The organism is Sphingobacterium sp. UGAL515B_05, assembly GCF_033097525.1.
GTDB lineage: Bacteria > Bacteroidota > Bacteroidia > Sphingobacteriales > Sphingobacteriaceae > Sphingobacterium.
Genome location: NZ_CP109907.1, coordinates 5,435,015 through 5,459,119, shown reverse-complemented (window position 1 = coordinate 5,459,119; position 24,105 = coordinate 5,435,015). Strand labels below are relative to the sequence as shown.

Genomic DNA, 24,105 nt, shown 5'->3' with positions numbered 1-24,105 from the left:
TATTTCATGCGCTTTTTTTTGCCAGCGGTTTTCCGCAATTCGATTGGCGGTATTCAGTTAATTTTTTTAGATTTGTTAACCTTGATGCTAAGTTTTAATACACTATGATATTAATTGTTGATGATAATCCGGATAATATTTACTCTTTGCAAAAATTACTGGAATCCAAAAATTTTAAAGTTGATACCGCTCAATCTGGGGAAGAAGCTTTAAAAAAGATCTTAAAATATAATTATGCATTAATCATATTGGATGTTCAGATGCCAGATATGGATGGCTTTGAAGTCGCTGAAAATATAGCGGGATTTAGCAAAACAAAGGAAACTCCGATCATATTTTTGTCTGCTGTAAATACGGATAAACGCTTTATCACCAAGGGTTATGATTCGGGTGGATTGGATTATGTGACCAAGCCTGTGGATCCCGACATCCTGATGTTGAAAGTTAAAACATTTTATCGGTTGTATGAACAGACCCAAGCGCTTAAAGATATTCAACAAACTTTAGAACTTGAGGTAGAACGGCGCAAGCAGGCACAGCAGGAACTGCGGTCTAAGGTGGACTATTTGCATACGCTTTTGGAGTCTTTACCTCAAATTGCTTTTACCTGTGACAGTGCAGGAAATATTGATTTTGTGAATGGACGCTGGTTTCAGTTTTCTGATGATGCCTCAAAATTCCCACAGATCTATCCTGGCGATCAATCAATCGAAAAAGAGCTTCAAGCGAGTCTTCGCTCTGGAGAACCCTTGGAAATGGAAGTACGTATTCAAAGGAGGCCATGTGGGGAATACCTATATCAGCTTTTGCGTGTGTGGCCAATTTTGGAGAATGGAGCGAGTAAGTGGGTCGGGACTTTTACAGATATCGATGCACAAAAAAAAGCTGAAAAGGAAAAAGATGAGTTCCTGAGTATCGCGAGTCACGAGTTGAAAACACCTTTAACAAGTATTAAAGCGTATATGCAATTGCTCGACCGTAAACTTAAGCTGGAGGAGGAAAGTGCTGAGGCAAAGTATGTTACCCGGGTTCAGGGCCAAGTTGACAAACTCAACAGTCTTATTTCTGATCTTTTGGATCTGTCAAAGATCGATAATGGGAAGCTGCTGATCAATAAAAAGGTATTTTCTCTCGAGCATATGGTCAAGAGTGCCGTTGACTCCATTGTTCAAACGCATGATCAAAGCAGCATGAAGCTTTTCCGGCGAGGGGATATTACGGACGTACAGATTTATGGTGATGAGATCCGTCTAGAGCAGGTGTTGGTTAATTTTTTGACGAATGCATATAAATATGCTGCGGGAACGGAAAAAGTAATTGTTGACTGCTCTATTGTAGACAGCAACGTGAAAATAAGTGTAATAGATTTTGGGATCGGCATTCCAGAAGAGAAGCAAGGTGATGTGTTTGAGAAATTTTATCGTGTGGAAGAAACGTCGTTCGATTTTCAGGGGCTTGGGATAGGACTTTATATCTGTGCTGAAATTATTCGCGCCCATCATGGAACCATTGCTGTTGAAAGTTCGGGTGGACAAGGGGCGACATTTTATTTTACCTTACCTTTAAATTTACCTCTAGATGCCAAATAGTAAGACACTCAATAATCTAACGGTCGGAATAGGTTTTTCCTTAGTCATATTGCTGATCAGTTCTACTGCATCTTATGTTGGTATTCAGGAACAAAATAAGTACCGTGAGGAGCTTGGTGTGACAAGGAAGATTATCAGTACATCCAATAATGTACTTAATTCATTACAAGGAGCTGAAACAGGAAACCGGGGTTTTCTTCTGACCGGAAAGGAAAGTTATTTGGAGCCTTTTAATAAAGCATTGGAAAGCTTGCCCACAGAATTAAAGGCTATAGAGACGCTGACCAGGGTAGATCCGGTGCAAAAAGTTCGTGTTGATAGTCTGTTAACTGCGGCACAATGGCGAATAGAAGTTTTAAAGGAGACGGTCGCTACTAAAAGAAACGGTGGTGTGGTTAGCTTGGCTCAGTTGGATGTTAGTAAATCGGCTATGGATAAATGCCGCAAGATTATTAATGATATTATCCAAAATGAAGACGATACAATCAATCAGAAATCTACCAATCTGGACAATTCGTCGTTTATCACGACACTTTTTATCGTTATCAGTGCATTGCTTTCTCTCATTATTACCAGCTATTTTTATTTCAGGTTACGGGCAGATTTCAAAAAGCGCGCTTTGCTAGAAAAATCACTTCGTGACAAGGATGAAGCGATTTCAAGACGATTAAATTTAGTTCAAAAAATAACCAATCGCATCGCATTGGGGGAATATGACGTCAAAGCAGAAGAGGTGGAGGATGATGATTTGGGAGCAATAGCCAAATCGGTCAACCGAATGTCCAAATCGTTGAAGAAATCTTTTGACCAACTTAAAGATAACGACTGGTTGCATGCCGGTTATGCAAAACTCTATACAGGGTTGGTGGGGAATAAGAGTGAAGAAACGATTGCGGTCGATTCTATCAAAACCCTGATCGGATATATGGGGGCTGTTAGTGGTGCAATCTATATCTTTAATGATGAAAGGTTGGAGCTGGCAGGAACGTATGGACTCGATAAACAGGTACAAAAATATTTTTTACCTGGTGAAGGATATATCGGTCAGGTATTTACGGATCGTGAACCAAAGACCTTGAATAATTTGAATTCAGCAGACTATCTCGTGAGTTTTGCCAACGGAAAAATCAATGTACCTCATATTCAGCTTTTACCAATGCTGGTTGATGATCAGGTGCTGGGTGTATTGGAGGTTGGTCAAATGGAGAGTTTTACTGCAGTGGAAAAGACATTTTTGACTGAATGTTCCCGACAGATTGGGATTGCACTGGTTTCAGCAAAAGGAAGGGCGAAAATCCAGACCTTATTGGAGGAAACTCAGGTGCAGTCTGAAGAGCTACTAACGCAACATGCCGAGCTTGAAAGCTTAAATACTGAATTGGAGGCGCAAACATTGCGTTTGCAATCTTCGGAGGAGGAACTTAGAGTGCAGCATGAGGAACTGATGCAGTCCAATCAAGAGCTGGAGGAGCGCTCGCGTTTGCTTGAGGATAAGAATCTGATGATTGCGGAACGGAATCAGGAGATCCAACAAAAAGCTGAGGAGCTGGCACTAAGTACCAAATATAAGTCGGAATTTTTAGCTAATATGTCGCACGAATTGCGTACGCCACTCAACTCGATCTTATTATTGTCGCGCTTATTGTCTGAGAATGTGGAGGAAAATCTGAATTCAGATCAGATTGAGTCAGCCAAAGTTATACAAAGTTCGGGAACAAGTTTGCTCACCTTGATTGATGAGATTCTGGACCTTTCCAAAATTGAATCGGGTAAGATGACCTTGGAATATACAAGGTTGAACCTGAATGATATTTTGGCGGATTTGAATAGTCTGTTTTCGCCTGTTGTACAGGAAAAGGGTTTAATTTTCAGAACAAGTATCAGTGATTCGGTTAACCGGAGCTTTCAAGGTGATCGTTTGCGGATAGATCAAGTACTACGGAATCTAATTTCTAATGCCATTAAATTTACCAAAGAAGGCGAAGTACGTCTGGAAATCTATGAAGATCCAAGCGATAGTGATCGATTGGTGTTCGCTGTAGTCGATTCGGGTATAGGTATTCCGCTTGATAAACAAAAAATCATTTTTGAAGCTTTTCAACAGGCGGATGGATCAACCAGAAGAAAATTTGGTGGTACAGGACTGGGGCTGTCGATTAGCCGGGAGATTGCACGTCTCTTGGGTGGAGAGATCAAGTTGGAGAGTGAAGAAGGGAAGGGCAGTACATTTTTGTTTATTATTCCAAAAGATAAAGTCGAGGTCGGTGAGCTATTAACCAAGGAAGAGCAGCTCGTTGAAGAGATTTCTTCGGAGGTGGAGGAGGTCAATGAAATCGTTAAAGAGGAAGCCTACAATCCGCTTACGATTCGCATTCCGGAGGAGGTGCCGGATGACAGGGATACAATTAAGGACGGTGATAAAGTGATATTGATTGTCGAGGATGATGTTAATTTTGCCAAGGCGCTATTGAAATATACGCACACACAAAATTATAAAGGGGTTGTTGTTGTACGTGGGGACCAAGCGCTACCCGCTGCACAAAAATATCGTCCTGTTGCCGTTTTATTGGACATCCAATTACCAGTAATGGATGGATGGGCCGTGATGGATCAATTGAAGGGAAATAAGGAAATACGACATATCCCTGTGCATATCATGTCATCGCTCGAGGTGAAAAAAGAAAGTTTATTAAAGGGGGCAATTGATTTTATCAATAAGCCTGTTGCCTTGGAGCAAATGACAAGCGTATTTCAAAAGATTGAATCTGCGCTAAGCCGTTCACCCAAGAAGGTGCTTATCGTCGAAGAGAATCCAAAACATGCAAGTGCATTGTCTTATTTTTTAAGTAGTTTTAATATTTCACTTGAAGTAAAAGACAATGTCGAAGATAGTATTACAGCTTTGCGCACAGCCGATGTAGATTGTGTGATTTTGGATATGGGAGTACCTGATGAAATGGGCTACCATACGTTGGAAGCAATCAAACAGCATGAAGGTCTTGAAAATTTGCCCATCATCATCTTTACAGGCAAGAACCTGTCTAAATCTGAGGAACTTAAGATTAAGAAATATGCCGATTCGGTTGTGGTGAAAACAGCACATTCCTATCAACGGATTCTGGATGAAGTCGGCCTGTTTTTGCATTTAATAGAAGTAAATAATTCAGATGAGGCGGGGAGAAAAAACAATGGTCTTGGTACGTTAACCGATGTGCTGAAAGGTAAGAATGTACTTGTTGCAGACGATGATGTTCGTAATATCTTTTCCATGACAAAAGCTTTGGAGAAATTTCAGGTGAAGGTCATTCCAGCAATGGATGGTAGAGAGGCCCTGGAGGTACTTGCTTCGGCTGAATCTATTGATATCGTACTGATGGATATGATGATGCCCGAAATGGACGGTTATGAGACCATCAAAAATATTCGACAAAATGCAAAATATGCAGGACTACCGATCATTGCTGTAACAGCGAAGTCGATGATCGGAGATCGCGAAAAATGCATTCAGGCCGGGGCGTCCGATTATATTTCCAAGCCAGTGGATATTGATCAGCTGTTGTCTTTATTGCGTGTGTGGCTATATGAAAATTAGGGGTAACTGCTATATGGATCAGAACAAAGTGATATTGATCGTCGACGACGATCAGCGTAATATTTTTGCCTTACGACTAACTTTAAAGGCTAAGGGGTATCAGGTCTTGAGTAGTGCCACTGCCCGCGAAGCAATTACATTATTGGAGTCGGATAATGACATTGCACTGGTTTTGCTGGATATGATGATGCCGGAGATTGATGGTTATGAAACGATTCGATTGATCCGAGATTCGGAACGAATTAGTGAACTTCCTATCATTGCTGTGACGGCACAAGCAATGAGCGGAGATCGGGAAAAATGTTTGGAAGCTGGAGCGCAATCGTATGTTTCGAAACCGATTGATGTGGATAAATTGATGTATGAAATTGAACGATTGATCTAGATGTTGGGCTACAATATTATAAAGGACCATGAAATAGATATCTTGCTTGAAGATATTTATCGCGATTATGGCTATGATTTTTTGCAGTACAGCCGTGCTTCGATTAAGAGGAGGATCAATCGGATTATGACAAACGATCGATTGGCGAGTTTTGCTGAACTTAGATTTGCCTTAAAAGACAATTCCGAATTTCTACAGCACTTTGTTGAGGAGATTACGGTAAACTTGACGGAAATGTTTCGGGATCCCTTATTTTTTCGGGAACTACGGGAAGAAATCCTTCCTCAATTGGGTACCTATCCATTAATACGGATCTGGGTAGCGGGCTGTTCAACGGGAGAGGAAGCATATTCGATGGCTATATTATTGAAAGAGGCTAATTTGTATCATAAGTCATTGATTTATGCAACTGATATTAACCCAAGGGTTCTTGAAATTGCAAGAAATGGTGTTTATCCATTAAGCCAAATAAAAACATTCTCTGAGAATTATATGGAATCTGGCGGAAAACAGGATTTTTCGAAGTATTATACGGCAAATTATGAATGGGCAAAATTTGACGCTGATCTGAAACGAAAAATGATTTTATCTACCCATAATCTGGTGTCAGATACCTCTTTTAATAGCTTTCAGTTGATCCTTTGTCGCAATGTTTTGATTTACTTTAATAAAGATCTGCAGGAACGTGTGTTTAAATTGTTTGACGCAAGTCTAGAAAATTTAGGATATTTGGCGCTGGGGAGTAAAGAAACGATACGATTTTCAAGTATTCAGCATAACTTTACAGCGGTTGGGAATCAAAAAATTTGGAAGAAACTTTACCCGTTGTAAGATAATCCATTTGGCAGTACAGGTATGTCACATGGTATAATTGAATGAGAACACGGTATATAAACTAAAAAATATGAGTAAAACAAAAACTGTATTGATATTTGAGGACGATACCATCATATTGGAAGTCATAACAGTTGTATTAACGGATTTGGGGTTCCATGTTGAAGTATCAGAAACTTCGCATGATATTATCCAACGGGTAGAATCTACTGAACCCGATCTGATATTGATGGACAACTGGATTCCCAATATAGGCGGAGTGGAAGCAACGAGGCTGTTGAAAGCGGATAAGCGTTTTAACCATATTCCAGTCATTTATGTGTCGGCCAACAATGACATTCAATCCTTGGCAGACCGTGCTGGAGCAGATGATTTTCTGTCCAAACCATTTGATTTAGAGGATTTGGAAAGTATCGTAAATAAATATACAGCCTAATAAATCGAAGTATCGAGCAGCATGTTGTGTTTGCTGTTTTTTTATTGAATACCTATGGCGGCTATCAGGTTAATCTGGAAAAAGGTGATATATTTTTATTAGTCGAGTTTTGAGGCGGCATCTGGATTCCTTGTTTTCGGTCAGTAGGAGCCTGGGGAAGAACTACAATTACCACGTGTTCGCCCCTTCCTTTAAGATGCTGTTATATATATCCTGATTAAATTTATAAAGGTCGGGCGCTTTATGAGCTCCACCTTTTCGCTGTTCGTCCAATTTCTCGAGGATCGCCATATTTTTCATTTTTCGATAGAAATTGCCTCGATTGAGCTTTTTTCCTAAGACTGTCTCGTACAGCCGTTGAAGGTCGGGGAGCGTGAACTTATCCGGCAATAAATTGTAACCAATAGGTTTGTAGGACAGTCTTTCACGCAATACCTGTAGGGCCTTGTCAATTATGTTGCGGTGATCCATCGTAATATCCAGTGATGCTACCTCCTTAAAATCTACCCATTGGCAGGTTTCGCTTAGTGCATCGGGCTGAGGAATGACATAGGTATAGTTGACCAGCGCATAGTAACCTATGGAAATAAACCGTTGCTTGTTCCAAAGTGTATCCGGGAAGTCAGCAAAAGATTGTTGGTTACGCTGGGGGTTTCCAAAAACAGCAAACTCTTCTAAAAAGATATCTTTTACGCCCGAACGTTCATAAAGAACACGTTTGACAGCCTCATCTGTGTCTTCATTCTTTCCTACATAGCCCCCGGGGAGAAACCATTCTTTGTTGTAATTCATTTTTAACAGGAGGATTTTCAAGGTACCTTGGTTAAATCCGAAGATGACAGTGTCTACAGAAATATGTGGTAGGAATTTTTCATAACTCTCTGCCGATGCATTTATGATCTGTGTTCTGAAATCCATACCCTGTTGTCTTTGGATTAATATTACAAAAAAATATCGCAATCACAGGTAAATTGATCGATAAAATAATTTCAATTCTTCGGCTGAAAATTACAAAGAGCGTGCTCATGTTAATGTATTTAATTGGATATGAGTTTTTTGTATTTATTTTGTGATTTTGTTTTTTGTATTCGATTAAAAAGATTGTAGTATTGTAATGCTTCTTTACGAAGCATTAATAATAACTGATTATAACTATTTTTTTTCCGCCAATAAAGAGGCGAGATTCATCATATTATTTGTTTACCAAAATAATGTTCTATATGAAATCAGGGAAACTAATTTTTGCATTATCTTTTAGTCTGTCTTTAACGCAGGTGGCTCAAGGTCAGGCTTATCAAAAAGTTGAGAATAAACAGGGGCCGGTATTGGGTTATTCAACAACATCAGGAGTGAAAATTCTGACTGTAGCTGGCAAGAAGTTTAAGGATTTAAATCGAAACGGAAAATTGGATCATTATGAAGACTGGAGATTAGGACCCGAGGAAAGGGCCAGAGACCTTGCTTCGCAATTAACGATTGATCAAATCGCTGGACTTATGTTGTATAGTAGGCACCAAGCTTTGCCGGCTCCTGCTATTGGGTTTATGGCCGGTACTTATCGCGGTAAAAACTATCCTGATGCGGATGTTTCGCCTTGGGAGCTAACTGATCAACAGCGCGATTTTCTCCATAAAGATGGAGTAAGGCATGTGCTATTGACAGCGGTAAAGGACCCGGAGACAGCCGCTCGTTGGAACAATGAACTACAAGGTTTTGTGGAAGGGATAGGATGGGGTATTCCCGCAAACAACAGTTCTGATCCGCGGCATAATGCGGTGGTAAGTGCAGAGTTCAACGCAGGAGCGGGTGGTCAAATCTCCATGTGGCCAGACGGGCTTGCAATGGCAGCGACTTTCGACCCAGCGATTGTTAGACGGTTTGGTCAAGTCGCTGCTTCGGAATACCGATCGCTTGGGATTACAACGGCATTATCACCGCAGATTGATCTCGGTACTGAACCTCGTTGGTATCGTATTGGAATGACTTTTGGAGAAAGCCCGGCGCTAACTACTGCAATGGCTAGAGCTTATATTGATGGTTTTCAAACTTCTGTGGGGAAAGATGAAATTGCCTTAGGTTGGGGCTACAAAAGTGTCAATGCAATGGTTAAACATTGGCCTAGTGGTGGCCCGGAAGAGGGTGGTCGAGATGGTCATTGGGCGATCGGTAAGTTTGCTGTTTATCCAGGGGATAATCTCAAGCAACATATCGGACCTTTTGTGAATGGGGCTTTTCAGCTTGCAGGAAAAACAAGTAAAGCAGCGGCCGTGATGCCCTATTATACCATTTCCTTCGATCAGGATAAGAAAAATGGTGAAAATGTTGGAAACGGCTACAGTAAATATTTATTAACAGACCTGCTGCGTGGCACTTATGGATATGATGGGGTGATCTGTTCAGACTGGCTTATTACGGGGGATGAAGCACCTATGCCCGATGGATTTGCGGGTAAGCCTTGGGGAGTGGAACGATTGTCTATAGCTGAACGTCACTACAAGGCTTTAATGGCAGGTGTGGATCAATTTGGAGGAAACAATGATAAAGTCCCTGTGCTTGAAGCTTACGCGTTGGGGGTAAAGGAGTATGGTGAAAAATTCATGCGACAAAGGTTTGAGGCCTCAGCGCGAAGGCTACTGCTAAATATTTTCCGCATTGGACTTTTTGAAAATCCGTATCTTGATGTTACTGAAACTCGTAAGATTGTCGGGAATCCGAACTACATGAAGGAGGGGTATGAAGCTCAGGTGAAGTCCGTTGTATTGTTGAAGAATATCGATCAGCAAATGCCTATTCGTGGCCGAAAGAAAGTGTATGTTCCTAAAGTATACACTCCAGCGATGAAAGATTGGTGGGGTAACTACATACAGGCGCAGTTGGAATATCCTGTCAATATTGAGGTTTTGCGAAAATATGCTGATGTGACCGATAATCCCAATGATGCTGATCTGGCATTGGTGTTTGTTCGGAGCCCCATTAGTGCCGAAGGAGGGTATAGTGAGCGGGATCGTGTAAGTGGTGGAAATGGCTATGTGCCAATTTCTTTGCAATATGGCACTTATACTGCTTCAGCTGCCCGTGCGGAAAGTATGGCAGCAGGTGACCCCGTAATCGATCCTTCCATAATGAATAGGTCTTATAAAGATAAAACTACAACTGCTGCCAATGTGATGGATCTTCAGACTATTTTGGATACAAAAGCAATGATGAAGGGCAAACCAGTTGTGGTATCTGTGACTGCGAACAAGCCAATGGTCTTTGCTGAATTTGAAAAAGAAGTTTCTGGTATTATTTTAAATTTTGGTATATCCACACAGGCGGTACTTGATATTATGTTTGGGAAATATGAGCCTTCGGGTTTACTACCCGTACAAATGCCCGCAAATATGGTTACGGTGGAGAAACAAGCTGAGGACCTGCCTTTCGATATGGAAGTATATATTGACCAGGCGGGGCATGCTTATGATTTTGGTTATGGTCTGAACTGGTCGGGTGTGATTAAAGATGAACGTGTACGTGAATTTGTGAAAAAATAAAAATGTTCAAGCATTTTATCAACCAAAAATCAAGTTCATAAAAAAGGCCTTTAAAATGAATTAAAGGCCTTTTTTGTACGCCAATCAGGATTCGAACCTGAGACCGTCGGTTTAGAAAACCGATGCTCTATCCAGCTGAGCTATTGGCGCGTCGCTTTCGGTAATGCAAAAGTAGACATTTGTGTTATATTTCCAAAATATCACCAGCTTTTTTTTGTGGTTTTTCAATAACTGATTGCTTTTCAATAAGATTATTTTATTGATCTAGGTCAAACAAAATGAATAAAACTGCTGTTACCTTTGTGTTATTAAACAAATAGAAAAAACATAAAATTATGGCACAAGGAAAATGGGAACTAGACGCTGCACATAGCGAGATAGAATTCAAAGTAAAACACATGATGATTACGAACGTTAAAGGAAACTTTGACGGTTTTAAAATAGATGTTGATGCCGAAGGCGAAGATTTTAAAAATGCGCTTGCCAAAGTGGTTATTAATACAGCATCTATCAATACACGTAATGAACAACGGGATGGACATCTAAAAAGTCCTGACTTTTTTGACGTGGAAAAATATCCTACCATTACTTTTGAGGCGACGAGTTTAGAAAATGAGCAAATTAAGGGAAATCTGACTATTCGTGACGTCACTAGACCGGTCGTATTTGATTTGGAATTTGCAGGAATACAAAAAGATCCTTGGGGAAATACGAAAGCTGGTTTTATTGTGGAAGGCAAAATCAAACGTTCAGAATTTGGCCTTAATTGGAACGCTGCTTTAGAAACAGGAGGCGTTATGGTGAGCGACGATGTAAAATTTAGTGCTGATATTCAGTTTATAAAAGCTCAATAGATACAATATATAAAATAAAATTTGGCAGGAGAGTAAAAATTCGTACTTTTGTCGCGGAGAGTTGGCAGAGTGGTCGAATGCGGCGGTCTTGAAAACCGTTAACTGTCACAGGTTCGGGGGTTCGAATCCCTCACTCTCCGCCAGGTGCAAATTTAAAGTTTTTAAAAAGCACTAAAAAATAGATAAATCCTGCAAAATCAATGATTTGCAGGATTTTTTTGTTTATGGGAATTGCTAAAATTTTCAAAAATACGCCAAAAGTTTGTGGCACATTCGTGGCACTTTTAGGGATTTCTAGAAGGTGTCACAAAATTGTTTTTAAGTGGTTGATATTCAGTGTTTAAAATCGATTGATTTCTTGGCTACTTAAAGCTTAGGTTCGAAATTTATACCTGTAATCCGTGGAATCTATATTTTTTCTAATTGCCTGACATAATATCTTTTAGCATTTTCTATAGAATCTATTTTATAATTTGGTTAATTGCGTATATTTGAGAGTTGCCTGCTATTTTTAAAACGATAGGAATATACAATGACCGAAGAAGAAATATTAAATACACTTGACAATTCCAATGACGGATATTACTGCTCGTTTGTTGATCTTGGACACGTTTACTCATTCCTCATTGACACAAGACTAAATGTTTTTCGTGCCGACAACGACTATTGGGCAATTGCAGTTGAAAGACTTGGTTATAACCCAAGAGCCGGAGCGATTGTTCTTGACATTAATTACTATGGTAACTGTTTGACTAATCTGGAGTTTTACAATGAACGACCGACAGGCTATTACAGCATTCACCCAATTGACTTTGACAACTTCAACGACACTATTGAAGGTGAAAGTTTAAAATCAGATGCAAAATTTTGGTTGGTTCGTGGACAACAAGTTTCATTAAGTCACAATAAACAAGACTATTTGAACGCTGGTATTGAACTGAAAGAATATGAACCAAATGAAATACGTGCTGAAGAAGTTGGAAGACTTGTCGTTTTGCAAAATCGCAACTTATTCCGTGCAACGGAAAATGAACTATACAAGTCCATTCCGACTGATTTGAAAAAAGTATTAGTGCTTGACGAATGGCATCATAAAGACTTCCAATTACAAATTTCACCTACAATGACAGACGAGCATTTACGTCAGACTTTTGAGTTCAATAAAAATTTAACCGGACTCGGTGGAATGACCTTTGAGCGTTTTGCACAATCATTCAGACAGCAGGAAATACTAAGTAATGATTGGAATAAAGAAATTTGGGAAAACAATAGACCAAGTTCCTATGAGACTTGGCAACTAATTGCTAAAGTCATTGTAACAAATGACCAGAAACAATATAAACCTACTTTAGAACCCAATACTCATTGGACAAATTGGCCAGACTCAGGAAGTATGTAATGGACGGACAAAAAAACAACAGCAGGTAACATGGGTTTGCATCAGGCGGGCTGACGTGCAAACTTTGAGTTTTGTACTTCTACGTAACCTCAGTGCAAAACTCAACTGAGGGTTCGTTATTACCGTTCCGTCGCAAAGCCGCCAGACGTTAGGCGTCATCAGCCCCTTCGGTATTTTAACATTTGATTGATATCTTTGATGGTCGAAATTAGACCGTTCTTCAGTTGCAAACGATCACATGTTTGGAGGATTATGAGCTGTCAACTCAGCGAAGTTGGTTAATGTAAGAACAAAGTGATTCAGAGATAGGTAATATTCTATTAACTTTTGTAAATTAGGAAAGTGGCAATAGGTTTGTTTTTGCGGCATAAGTCTTTCGCTATGCAGTTAATTACTTCTTAGGGGTGAAAGGATAAAATATGGGTGCAAAATTGATTTTAAATCTCTCGTTTCTGTTTGCGCAGGTGCTTCTAGTACAGGGCTGTTTGTACAAATCGCAGCAGACAATAACGGATAATACTAAAAAGGAAATTACAGCGGTTTCAATTTCTGCTATTGGCGGATTTACTGCAGTACCCTCAAACGGTTATACGATGAGGATAACAAGAGATAGTGTATATTGTCTGTTTTCAGCAATTGATACAGCCCACAGTGCTCTAAAATCATATAGCAATACGGAGGAAAAATGGAACTTACTATTGAATAAAATTGAATTAGAGAAATTTGCTGATGCTAAAGAAGGGGAATCGCGCCAACCATACGATGGAATAGATATTAAAATAAGCATTGAGACAAATAGTAGAAAATATAGCAAGCTGAATGCTGATAATAGTCCAAGTTGGGATAGCTTGTATAGACAATTGGAAGGATCTTTTTCCCCACAGTCACTTGAAAACGAAAAAAGTAAACATTAAACAAGGGAATTAATTAAAAAAAATTTACTTACAGGAGCTTTTCGTAACTTAGGATATTTTGAAAGTTCTCAGATTATAATTATCCGTAAAAAGGTTCATAAATAGATACTTATGTCAACGGTATTAATGATAAGAAATGTCGGAAGTAATCTGTTTTCCAGTCTCTTTACTGTTAATAAAAAAAACGGCGGGTAAAAACCTGAGCTATTCGCTCAGGTATTCCTCATTATTAAAAGTTTCGGGACAATACTGTTTTATGCTATCGCACTGTATATAGCTGTAACCAGTAAGAAATAGACTGCAAAAGCGGCTACAGTGATGCCGATCACCTTGAAGTATTTAACAGCTGCGCTGTCTTCATTTCTAAATATCTGCATATTAAGCATCGCTGCAATTGCTCCGGCGCCGCCACCCAAAGCTCCGCCATATAAAAGTAAAAGTGGAAGAAGTGCTAAGACAAGCTGATACCAAGGGAGTTTTGCAACTATTCTGTGTTTCTCACCATTGATTATCAATATGGGGGCAAAGTCGGGAAGGGATGGCTTTGGATAGGCCTTTACAATCGTTCCATGATCATCAGGTATTAAAAAAGGCTTACCTTTTTCTCCGGATTGCTCAACAAGAGCATCGTTTTTGAACAATATTTGCTTACCCGTCCAGAATGTGATCTGCATGACGAAGCTTGAATCTGGAAAGTCTGGTAAATTAAAAAGGTACTTCATCTAATATGGTCTTTTTTCTTTGTACTTGCTGCAAAAGTGCAAAAAAATTGGATAATTAATTAAAACAATATCTGTTTAAGCTCAAATATTCTATCACTCAATTGACTAAGTTTTTTTGTACTGTTAATGTGTTAGACATTGCCACAAACAACAATAGTAATTGATTTCCCTTTAATGTGCGTTGAATCTGTAACATTCAATCCAATTCCTGGCTGAGGAATAATGTCGGATTATAGCGTGAAGTATCATCCCCAGAACCTCATAGAAAAGACATTCACAAGGGTAAAGTATATTAACGATGAACATGATAGATTAGCTTATTGAAACGGTGTTTTTTGTATCTTTATTTGGTTCTAAAAATAATAGACGGGATATTTTCCGAAAAATGAAATCATAATATCGTATGGACGAAATCTTCAAAAAACAGGTTTATGAAGTGGCTAAACTCATTCCGAAGGGTCGAGTAACGACTTATGGAGCCATAGCAAAAGCTTTGGGTTTTCCTAACCACTCAAGGCACGTCGGGAAAGCCATGGGCGGATGCCCGAAAGATGTTCCTGCTCATCGCGTAATTTCAAGTGGTGGGATGCTAGCAGTGCCTGAGTTTCAGGAACGGCTTGAAAACGAGGGGCTTGTTGTGGATAATTTACGGATCAAGGATTTTAGAAAGTTGTTTTGGAATCCAATGGACGAATTAATCGATTAATTTAATAACATGAAATACTGTGCTTTTCTACGCGGCGTCAATGTGAAGGGAACCAATATGAAGATGGTAGATGTCTGTCAAGTTTTTAAGGACGCTGGAGTAACTGATGTCACTTCGGTACTGGCTTCTGGAAATATTGTTTTTTCGTCGGACAAAGCGGCCGACCCGCTCAAGCGGCTATTGGAGGAGTCCATGTCGGCATATTTTTCTTATGAAGCTTTTTTATTCATCCGGTCGCAGGAAGAGGTGGAGTTGCTGCAGGCAAACATTCCGTTTGAAATGCATACGGACTTCCATGTATATGCTTTTGTAGGGACAGAGGGTGTCGAAACAATACTGATGGATGCATTCATCAATTCGACGCAGGCGCAAGGGGAGAAGGCCGAGATTGTCGATACGGTCTTTTATTGGCGTGTGCCCAAGGGAAATACGATGGATTCCAGCTTTGGAAAGGTATTAGGAAAAAAGAATCTTAAAGATAAGATGACAAGCCGGAATATCAATACCTTTGAAAAGATATTGAAAAAAATGGGTTAATCAACGGCAAGAGCCCGGATAGTGCCGGGCTCTTTTTTGTTTTATGGAATTCAGCCGGATGTGAAGCGGTTTCTCGGATGAAAACTTCAGTGATATTGATCTTAATCGATCTCCGCCGATTTAGCCCAGATATTAATATGGCCATCTTTTGCGTAAAGATCAATTTCGTGAATTTCCTCCGGACTAAACGACAGATTCTTCAAGGCACCAACACAATCAACGACCTGTTGTGGTCTTGACGCACCAATGAGTGCCGATGTAACCTCCTTCTTGCGTAAAACCCAGGCAATCGCCATCTGCGCGAGCGACTGTCCTCTACGCTGTGCAATTGCATGTAAAGCCTGGATATTCTTTTGATTTTCTTCGTTAAGGAATTTCGTCTGAAGTGATTTAGACTGCGAAGCACGACTGTCCTCCGGGATATGTTGTAAATATTTATCGGTGAGCATGCCCTGTGCTAAAGGGGAGAATACGATGGAACCAATGCCTATCTCATCCAACGTGTCAAGCAAACCATCGGTTTCTACCCATCTGTTTAACATGGAGTAGCTGGGCTGGTGAATAATAAACGGTGTGCCCAAAGATTTCAGGATCGCATAGGCCTCTTTTGTGCGTTGTGAGTTATAGGATGAAATACCGACATAAAGTGCTTTTCCGCTGCGGACTAGCTGATCCAGTGCCAACATGGTCTCCTCCAAAGGGGTATTGGGGTCGAAACGATGTGAATAGAAAATATCGACGTAATCGATACCAAGGCGCTTGAGTGATTGTTCACAGCTTGATATCAGATATTTACGGCTTCCCCATTCTCCATAAGGCCCATTCCACATGTGATATCCTGCTTTTGATGAAATAATCATTTCATCGCGTAAACCGTAAAATTGTTCTTTTAATATTTGTCCGAAGGCCTTTTCGGCGCTCCCAGCAGGAGGGCCGTAATTGTTTGCGAGGTCAAAATGGGTAATTCCCAAGTCAAACGCGGTTGTGCAAATATCAACTTTGGTTTGATGGGGTGTGTCGTCACCGAAATTATGCCACATTCCCAATGAGATGGCAGGCAATAGAAGACCGGATTGACCACAACGATTATAGATCATATCTTGATATCGGTCTGGATTTGCTGTATACTGCATAGTCTTGAATAGTTTTAATCCAAACTAAGATAAATTTATGCTTATTTGCAAGTTTTAACTAGACACTTTATATGTAATTTTTTAGTACAGGGCAACTTTCGAAAGGATCTTATGCAGATGTCCTTCATGAGCATTTGGAAAACTGTAGGGTAATGTCTTTTATAAATCGAAATTTAATGTATTTTTATATGAAATCTAAGAAACTGATCAATTCGTACTATGAGGAAAATTCTGACCATCCTATGCTTTGTTTTTATTGTATTGGGGAATTGTTATGCACAATCAAAACATTTGCTTTTCAAGACTGATTTTGGCGATTTTAAAGTTGTACTTTATGACTATACGCCCAACCATCGCGATTTGATGTTGCGATCTATTCGGGATACTGTCTATCAGGGTGCATTGTTTAATCGCATTATTGAAAATTTTGTCGTGCAGGGCGGAGAGCATGATATTGATATTGAAAAACGTGAGGCGGCAGATCCCCTTCATAAAAAACCACGACTGGCAGCAGAATTCGATGACCGCGCTTTTCATAAAATGGGTGCTCTGGGTGCAGGACGGGATGGAAATTCCGCGAAGGCATCTTTTTTGAATCAGATCTATTTCGTGGTTGGAAAGAAAATCACGGCAGCTGAGCTTGATAGTCTGGAATTAAAGAAAGGCATAAAATATACTGCAGCACAACGTAAGGAGTACTTAGCTCGCGGAGGACAGCCAAGACTCGATCATGATTTTACCGTTTTTGGTGAAATTTATGAAGGCTTTGAAGTGATTATGAAAATAAGTCGTGTAAAAACGGATAAACAAGATTATCCACTTCATAAGGTGCCTTTTAAGATTGTTGAAATAAGTAAATAACCTTGACCACCGAATTAATATTGATAAAAAAAAGGGCTTAATTGCCCTTTTTCTATTTACGATGTTGATCAAATTCTTCTTTAAGCTTCTGATAACGCTCTTTCCACTCGTCTGGCAGCTTGCTCGGGATATCTTTAAGACTTTTCAGCTGAAATGCAAATACACAGGCTGCGAAACCAACCGTACTAATAGCCATTCCTGTCCAGATCACCAGTGAGAAACCGGCAAATAGTGGATTCCAAAGCAAGATAAAGCTGAAAATAATGCCTAAAATGGCAAATAACAAATTCCAACCCCAAGATTTACTACCGTAATTTTTGAGATCAAAGGAAAAGGACAGCAGTTGGAAGGATTTAAAAAGTGCATAAAAACCCACGATAAATGCCAAGGTGCTCGCTGATAACAGCGGATTGGCAATCAGCAATATGCCGAATAGGGTATAGAGGATGCCCCCGGTGAGGTACCAGCCCCAACCATCCACTTCATCTTTATTCTGCACGGCAAAAATGATCTCCAAAATACCGGAAATAATAAATGACCATGAAAATAGAATTGCTAATGTGAGAAATGCAGCAACAGGTGTGGAAATGGTGTAGAAACCCAAAAGAATTAATAGAATACCGATAATCAATGGGATATACCAGTGCTTGATGGATGTCCGGATCGTTTTAAAAAATGAATTTGCCATAATAATGAGTTAAAATATTGCAGATAAAAAAGCCCCATTAATTTCTTAACGAGGCCTTACATATATAAAACTGATTAAATTAGGCAAAAGGAAAATGTACTAGATCTTTCCAGTCTCTTTTAAAAGTTTGTAATATGCATACACGATATTGATTTCAGCATTTGTGTATTTCAATTCCGCTTCAAGTTTTGAGTTTGATGCATCCATGATATCGACGATCAACGCCAATTGGTTCAAATACTTTTTCTCAATAATACGATAGTTCTCATCTGCAAGCGCTTTATTGTACTCCAAAGTCTTGCGTTGTGAGTAGGCCTCATTGTATTTAATGTATGCAGTATTAACAGCTACGCTGGTTTTTTGTTTCAGAGCGCTTGCGTATTTCTCGTTTTTTTCAATTTGTAGATCATTTAGCTTAAGCTTTTTTCCAGTGGTGTAGACTGATGAAATCGTATAGCTTAGCGAGATACCCGTATTCCAGGTATTCATGTATTTGTCGATCACCGGCATCACATTGGTGATAGGTTTCACAAGACTGTTTCCCGCGAATACGCTAAGGGCAGGGGATCGTTCTGATTTTGTAATAGCCTTTTCTGTCAGCAGAAGCTCGGTCTCTTTGGCCGCAAGTTGAAGGCCCGGGCTGGACCCATAAGCATCTTGTTTCAAGCTCTCGAGGTCTGCCAGCTGAAATCTGCTATCTAATAGTTTATCATCCGGCTCAATTACTGTGCCCTCCTGTAGTCCTAACGCGACTATAAGCTCGTCATTCAGGATTTTCCGATTGTTTTGAATGACCTCTTTCGCTAGTTCCAATTCAGATATTTGTAATTGGTTTCGGATGACATCATTTTTAGTGATCATGCCCTGTTTATATAATTTTTCCGTCAGGTCTAGCCTTTTGTGGGCAAGCTCAATATTTTGATTATAGACAGCTTCTTGATTTTTCAGTTTAAATAGATCAAGGTAATAGCCTAAAACCAAAATTTTAATGTTCTGTTCTTCATTCTTATGATCTAATTCAGCCAGCTCCTCACCCAAGGAAGAGGCTTTGATGCTATTTTTTACCACACCTCCTTTCCAGATAAGTTCTTTCGCCTCCAAAGCATAATTATTGCCGAAATGGGGTAGAGGTACCTTTTCCGATCCTGATAAGTCTTTGTCGATCAACGCAGCATTGCCGAGGTAAAAGGCAGATGCCGAAGCGCTGATTTCGGGAAGCCTTCTTAATTTTGCAACTTCTGTTTTTTGTTGGGCGATACTTACAGCTGATGCCGAAACGATAAGATTTGGGTGGTTATGGATAGCAAGTTCAAACAGTTTTTCAATTGTTATTTTCCGGCTGTTTATGCTGTCTTGACCGTATGTTTGATTGCAAAAGAATGTAAAGAAGCATAACGTCAAGTAAAAACCTATTTTTCGGGCTCTTGACTTCATATTCATGGTATTTAACTTTGTTTTATATATGTGATACAAAGTTAGCATGCCTTGGGGGGACAAGAAATGTTTGATTCCTGCTTTATGATGTTCAATTGGTAACAAGATTGGCTTGCTGTTCACGAAATAGCTTGGGTGTTATCCCGACATGTTTTTTGAAAAACTTGCTAAACGCATATTGATCTGAAAAATTAAATTCCTGTGAGATTTGATTGATTGTTTTGGTAGAAATGGTGAGTTGCGCTCTAGCTTCTGTGACTAGCCAGTTACTAATAATTTCAGAGGGCGATTCTTTTGTAATCTCCTTGACGCTGATCGAAAGGTATTTGATGGAGATGTTGAGGCGGTCGGCGTAGAATGCTAGATCGCGCTGTTCTTTGTAGTGATCGGCTATAAGCTGTAAAAAATGAACAGTAATTTCTTCCTTTCTTTTATTGTGTGTCTTTCTGGAGCTTTCGCCGGCGGTATAGATCACATCGGCCAAAAGGTAAATAATCGCCATAAAAATATTGATATTGGCTTTTTGGAGAAAATCCTTCTTCGGATCGATCGGTTTTTTACGGTTGCTATGCAAAGTGCATAACAATGTCCAGATCGCTTCAAAATCGTTGGGGGCGGGAGTAAAAGGTGTGGAACGATTGGCATTGATTAACCGATACGCATCGTATCGACTGATCGACAATCGTATTCGGTTGGAAAAATTCCGGTCATAATGAAGTATTTTAAATATAGCATCGGTACTAATTGTCGTAAAGCTGTAGTACTTATTGTATCCGATAAAGAGGATATTACCAGCTTGGAGATCGGTGGGCGTACCATTGCTATTGACCTGAATAGAGCCTCTATACAGCAGGATACAAGTCGTCCATAAGGGGTGATAGTAGTAGACTTCTCCCTGTGCAGAAAGTTCTGATTGATCTATAAGTTCTATTTCATTCATTTTTTCAATAAAAAAGTAAGGAATAGCGTAGGCAACTTTACCGCTATAATAGCAAAAAATTGTTATATACTGTTTAGAAAAAGGGGGCAATCAGATACTTTTGTGCTAGAAGCTCTGCAATATAGGATTGATTTATGGAGCAGCCTTAGAGCGACTCCATAAATTTTGTATTACCGTCCTTAAAAAGCGACTTTTTTAGGGTCTGATCCGGAAAAACCCATTTGAGGGAGTTCGAGGATAGTTTTGATATCGCTTGCTGTCAGCTCAAAATCGTCGATAGCTAAATTTCGTTTTATATTATCGGGATTGGTTGATTTTGGCAACGGCAAGATGCCCTGAGATAAGGCAAATTTGATACAGAGTTGTCCAACACTTGTATTCTTTTCCTTAGCCAGTGCAACGAGTGTTTCATCCTGCAATATTCTGCCCGAACCCAGCGGTGACCAAGCCTGAACAAGGATGTCATTGGATTGGCAGAGTGCCACGGTATCTTCCTGAAGATAACCCGGATGAAATTCAATTTGGTTCACGGCAGGTACGATTGTCGCTGACTCCAATAATTTAGCGAGATAGTCTTTTGGAAAATTACTCACACCGATCGCTTTTATTTTTCCCTGTTGATATAGAAATTCAAAAGCGCGCCAGGTATCGGCGTTGATGTCAGCCCAGTTTGCGAATTGTGTTTCGTTGGCTGGCCAGTGAATCAGGTAAAGATCGAGGTAATCCAATTGCAGATCATTGAGCGATTGTTCAAATGCAGCAATTGTCTTATCGTATCCACGTTCGGTGTTCCAGAGTTTTGTTGTAATAAACAGTAAATTACGATCTATACCACTGTCTTTTATAGCCTTTCCAACACTCTTTTCGTTTCCATAGATAGCTGCGGTGTCAATATGTGTGTATCCAGCGGCAAGAGCTTCTTTAACTGCCTGATAAGCTTCTTCGCCCTCGGGAATTTGCCAAGTTCCAAATCCAATTGCCGGAATTTCAACTCCATTGTTCAATTTGAATGTTTTCATTGTCAGTTGTGTTTTTTAATTTGAGCTAAAATAGGATTTCGCCTGTAGTATCCCGTCACTGAAATGTCAAGAGGAATACTTTTGGGTGGAGGTGAAGCGACTTATTCTGTATTGCCAAAATATATTTATTTTCACAATTTTATTGTCAAAAGGGGTACAATTCCTCGTTAATTATGGCATTAATTCTTATCTTTAGGCGAATTTTTGAGAAATTCAGATTTTTCAATGATTTCACATAGCATTAAAAATTAAACATATTTCTAATAGATTACTATGTCAAACAAATCAAAAATTGTTTGGACAAAAACAGATGAAGCTCCTTTATTAGCGACTTATTCGTTTTTGCCTATCGTTCAAGCGATTACAGCTACAGCTGGTATCGATGTTGAATTGAGAGATATCTCTTTAGCAGGCCGTATTCTTGCTAGCTTTCCAGAATTTTTAAAAGAAGATCAAAAAATTGCTGATGCATTGGCTGAGTTGGGTCAGTTGGCAACAACTCCTGAAGCAAACATCATTAAATTACCGAATATCTCCGCATCAATTCCGCAGTTAAAAGGTGCTATCGCTGAATTACAGCAAGCAGGATACGCTGTTCCGAACTATCCTGATGAAGCGACCACAGATGAAGAAAAGTCAGCCAAAGCTAAGTATGCAAAGGTATTGGGTTCTGCTGTAAATCCTGTATTACGTGAAGGAAACTCAGATCGCCGTGCACCTAAAGCAGTTAAGAATTATGCAAAAGCAAATCCACATAAAATGGGTGCTTGGGCGAAAGATTCCAAAACAAAGGTGTCATCCATGACTTCAGGTGATTTCTACGGTTCAGAACAGTCGGTAACCGTTGAAAATGAAGGCCAATTCAAAATTGAGTTTGTTGATGAGCAAGGTGCAGTAACAGAATTAAAAGGACTTTCTGCATTGAAAGCGGGTGAAGTTATTGATTCTTCAACGTTGAGCTTAACTGCATTGAAAGCTTTTGTAGCTGATGCTATCGCTGAAGCAAAAGCCGCAGGGGTATTGTTGTCTGCACATTTAAAGGCAACAATGATGAAAGTTTCTGATCCGATTATATTTGGTGCTGTTGTTGAAACTTATTTTGCGGATGTTTTTGCGCAATATGGCGATTTGTTCAAAGAACTGGGTATCAATAAAAATAACGGTTTAGGCGAGGTTTATGCTAAAATCGCAGGTCATGCAAAAGAGGCTGAAGTGAAAGCTGCTATTGACGCTGCTATCGCAAATGGTCCTGCTTTAGCGATGGTAAATTCGGATAAAGGCATTACAAATTTCCACGTGCCTTCTGATGTAATTATTGACGCTTCTATGCCAGCAATGATCCGTATCGGTGGTAAGATGTGGAATAAAGAAGGTCAAGAAGAAGATACGATTGCTATGGTTCCTGATCGTTGTTACGCTGGCGTTTACGAAGCGACAATTGAAGACTGTAAGGAACATGGTGCTCTAGATCCAAAAACAATGGGCTCTGTGCCAAACGTTGGTTTGATGGCGCAAAAAGCTGAGGAATACGGATCCCATGATAAAACTTTTCAAGCTGCAGGAAACGGAGTTATTCGCGTTGTTGATGCGGAAGGAAATGTTTTCATGGAGCAAAAAGTAGAGACAGGAGATATCTTCCGTATGTGTCAAACGAAAGATGCTCCGATTCAGGACTGGGTGAAATTGGCTGTGAATCGCGCTCGTTTATCTGAGACACCTGCTGTATTCTGGTTGGATGAAAACCGTGCACATGATAGAGAAATCATTAAAAAAGTAGAAAAATACTTGCCAAACTTTGATACAACTGGTTTGGATATTCGTATTTTATCTCCGATTGATGCGACGAAATTCTCTTTGGAACGTATTCGTAAAGGCGAAGATACTATTTCCGTGACTGGTAACGTATTACGTGATTATTTGACGGATTTATTCCCGATCTTAGAAGTGGGTACATCAGCTAAGATGTTGTCGATCGTTCCATTGATGAATGGTGGTGGTTTATTTGAAACAGGTGCTGGTGGTTCGGCTCCGAAACACGTAGAGCAATTCCTGCAAGAAGGTTACTTGCGTTGGGATTCATTGGGTGAATTCTTGGCACTTGGTGCTTCTTTGGAGCACTTGTCTCAAACACAAAATAACCCGAAAGCGTTGGTGTTGGCGGAGACATTGGATGAAGCTACAGAGAAATTCTTGGCTAATGACAAGTCTCCGGCACGTAGAGTTGGTCAGATCGATAACCGTGGGTCGCATTTCTACTTGACATTATACTGGGCGCAGGCTTTGGCAGCGCAAACAAAAGATGCGGAATTAGCTGAGAGATTTGCGACGGTTGCAAATGTGTTAACAGAAAATGAAGCGAAAATCAATGAAGAATTGATCGCGGCTCAGGGGCATGCACAAAACATCGGTGGCTACTATTTCCCGAATGATGAATTGGCTGCGAAAGCAATGCGTCCTTCTGAAACATTGAATAATGCAATTTCTAGCATTTAAGCAGTAATTGTTTTCATAAAAAAGAAGCCCAGTTCG

20 protein-coding genes and 2 tRNA genes are annotated in these 24,105 nt (G+C 39.8%); 14 read left to right on the top strand and 8 right to left on the bottom strand.

Annotation, left to right across the window (positions count from 1 at the left end; genetic code table 11):
* The first annotated feature begins 104 nt into the window (after positions 1-104).
* The 5 genes from OK025_RS22885 to OK025_RS22865 all read left to right on the top strand — a co-directional run bounded on the left by OK025_RS22885 (position 105) and on the right by OK025_RS22865 (position 6,836).
* Positions 105-1,589 (top strand): ATP-binding protein, encoded by a 1,485-nt coding sequence (locus OK025_RS22885; RefSeq protein WP_317667033.1) that lies wholly within the window; start codon positions 105-107, stop codon positions 1,587-1,589.
* Positions 1,579-5,181, top strand: coding sequence for a response regulator (locus OK025_RS22880; protein ID WP_317667032.1), 3,603 nt, complete (start codon positions 1,579-1,581; stop codon positions 5,179-5,181). Before OK025_RS22885 ends, OK025_RS22880 begins: the two co-directional genes overlap by 11 nt.
* A gap of 13 nt (positions 5,182-5,194) precedes the next feature.
* Positions 5,195-5,566, top strand: coding sequence for a response regulator (locus OK025_RS22875; RefSeq protein ID WP_317667031.1), 372 nt, complete (start codon positions 5,195-5,197; stop codon positions 5,564-5,566).
* Positions 5,567-6,397, top strand: a complete 831-nt coding sequence (locus tag OK025_RS22870) for a protein-glutamate O-methyltransferase CheR (RefSeq protein WP_317667030.1) — start codon at positions 5,567-5,569, stop codon at positions 6,395-6,397.
* Between the two features lie 73 nt (positions 6,398-6,470).
* Entirely contained in the window at positions 6,471-6,836 is a 366-nt protein-coding gene (locus OK025_RS22865) for a PleD family two-component system response regulator (RefSeq protein WP_317667029.1), read from the top strand.
* Positions 6,837-7,004: 168 nt separating this feature from the next.
* Here the strand turns inward: OK025_RS22865 and OK025_RS22860 are convergent, their stop codons facing one another.
* Complete coding sequence (locus OK025_RS22860) at positions 7,005-7,754, bottom strand: NUDIX hydrolase (protein ID WP_317667027.1); 750 nt, start codon at positions 7,752-7,754, stop codon at positions 7,005-7,007.
* Positions 7,755-8,056: 302 nt separating this feature from the next.
* On the opposite strand from OK025_RS22860, the gene OK025_RS22855 reads away from it, so the two are divergent.
* Positions 8,057-10,369 carry a glycoside hydrolase family 3 protein gene (locus tag OK025_RS22855; protein WP_317667026.1) on the top strand — a complete coding sequence of 771 codons (2,313 nt, stop codon included), beginning with the start codon at positions 8,057-8,059 and terminating at the stop codon, positions 10,367-10,369.
* Between the two features lie 76 nt (positions 10,370-10,445).
* On the opposite strand, the gene OK025_RS22850 is transcribed toward OK025_RS22855, so the two are convergent.
* Positions 10,446-10,519: transfer RNA gene (locus OK025_RS22850), tRNA-Arg, on the bottom strand.
* A gap of 185 nt (positions 10,520-10,704) precedes the next feature.
* On the opposite strand from OK025_RS22850, the gene OK025_RS22845 reads away from it, so the two are divergent.
* From OK025_RS22845 to OK025_RS22830, 4 genes are all read left to right on the top strand, one after another.
* Positions 10,705-11,223: a YceI family protein gene (locus tag OK025_RS22845; RefSeq protein WP_120336030.1), complete on the top strand. Its 519-nt coding sequence runs from the start codon at positions 10,705-10,707 to the stop codon at positions 11,221-11,223.
* A 55-nt stretch (positions 11,224-11,278) separates the two neighbouring features.
* Positions 11,279-11,366 (top strand) — tRNA-Ser (locus OK025_RS22840).
* A 389-nt stretch (positions 11,367-11,755) separates the two neighbouring features.
* A complete protein-coding gene (locus OK025_RS22835; RefSeq protein WP_317667024.1) occupies positions 11,756-12,622 on the top strand; it encodes a DUF7003 family protein in 867 nt (288 codons plus the stop codon).
* A gap of 419 nt (positions 12,623-13,041) precedes the next feature.
* A complete protein-coding gene (locus OK025_RS22830) occupies positions 13,042-13,536 on the top strand; it encodes a hypothetical protein (protein WP_317667023.1) in 495 nt (164 codons plus the stop codon).
* 254 nt (positions 13,537-13,790) lie between these two features.
* Here OK025_RS22830 and OK025_RS22825 read toward each other — a convergent pair whose 3' ends face one another.
* Complete coding sequence (locus tag OK025_RS22825; protein WP_317667021.1) at positions 13,791-14,258, bottom strand: hypothetical protein; 468 nt, start codon at positions 14,256-14,258, stop codon at positions 13,791-13,793.
* Positions 14,259-14,661: 403 nt separating this feature from the next.
* Between OK025_RS22825 and OK025_RS22820 the strand changes: the two genes are divergently transcribed.
* Positions 14,662-14,964: an MGMT family protein gene (locus OK025_RS22820; RefSeq protein ID WP_317667020.1), complete on the top strand. Its 303-nt coding sequence runs from the start codon at positions 14,662-14,664 to the stop codon at positions 14,962-14,964.
* A gap of 9 nt (positions 14,965-14,973) precedes the next feature.
* Positions 14,974-15,501: a DUF1697 domain-containing protein gene (locus tag OK025_RS22815; protein ID WP_317667018.1), complete on the top strand. Its 528-nt coding sequence runs from the start codon at positions 14,974-14,976 to the stop codon at positions 15,499-15,501.
* A 101-nt stretch (positions 15,502-15,602) separates the two neighbouring features.
* Here the strand turns inward: OK025_RS22815 and mgrA are convergent, their stop codons facing one another.
* A complete protein-coding gene (gene mgrA / locus OK025_RS22810) occupies positions 15,603-16,634 on the bottom strand; it encodes an L-glyceraldehyde 3-phosphate reductase (protein WP_317667016.1) in 1,032 nt (343 codons plus the stop codon).
* 219 nt (positions 16,635-16,853) lie between these two features.
* On the opposite strand from mgrA, the gene OK025_RS22805 reads away from it, so the two are divergent.
* On the top strand, positions 16,854-17,495 hold the full coding sequence (locus OK025_RS22805) for a peptidylprolyl isomerase (protein ID WP_317667015.1): 642 nt from the start codon (positions 16,854-16,856) through the stop codon (positions 17,493-17,495).
* A gap of 52 nt (positions 17,496-17,547) precedes the next feature.
* Here the strand turns inward: OK025_RS22805 and OK025_RS22800 are convergent, their stop codons facing one another.
* From OK025_RS22800 to OK025_RS22785, 4 genes are all read right to left on the bottom strand, one after another.
* Positions 17,548-18,183, bottom strand: a complete 636-nt coding sequence (locus OK025_RS22800; RefSeq protein ID WP_317667013.1) for an HdeD family acid-resistance protein — start codon at positions 18,181-18,183, stop codon at positions 17,548-17,550.
* A gap of 99 nt (positions 18,184-18,282) precedes the next feature.
* Positions 18,283-19,617, bottom strand: a complete 1,335-nt coding sequence (locus OK025_RS22795; RefSeq protein ID WP_317667012.1) for a TolC family protein — start codon at positions 19,615-19,617, stop codon at positions 18,283-18,285.
* A 91-nt stretch (positions 19,618-19,708) separates the two neighbouring features.
* The gene (locus OK025_RS22790) at positions 19,709-20,557 is read right to left on the bottom strand and encodes an AraC family transcriptional regulator (protein WP_317667011.1); all 849 of its coding nucleotides are present in this window, start codon (positions 20,555-20,557) and stop codon (positions 19,709-19,711) included.
* A 179-nt stretch (positions 20,558-20,736) separates the two neighbouring features.
* On the bottom strand, positions 20,737-21,576 hold the full coding sequence (locus OK025_RS22785) for an aldo/keto reductase (RefSeq protein WP_317667010.1): 840 nt from the start codon (positions 21,574-21,576) through the stop codon (positions 20,737-20,739).
* Positions 21,577-21,849: 273 nt separating this feature from the next.
* On the opposite strand from OK025_RS22785, the gene OK025_RS22780 reads away from it, so the two are divergent.
* On the top strand, positions 21,850-24,069 hold the full coding sequence (locus tag OK025_RS22780) for an NADP-dependent isocitrate dehydrogenase (RefSeq protein WP_317667009.1): 2,220 nt from the start codon (positions 21,850-21,852) through the stop codon (positions 24,067-24,069).
* Positions 24,070-24,105: the final 36 nt, after the last annotated feature.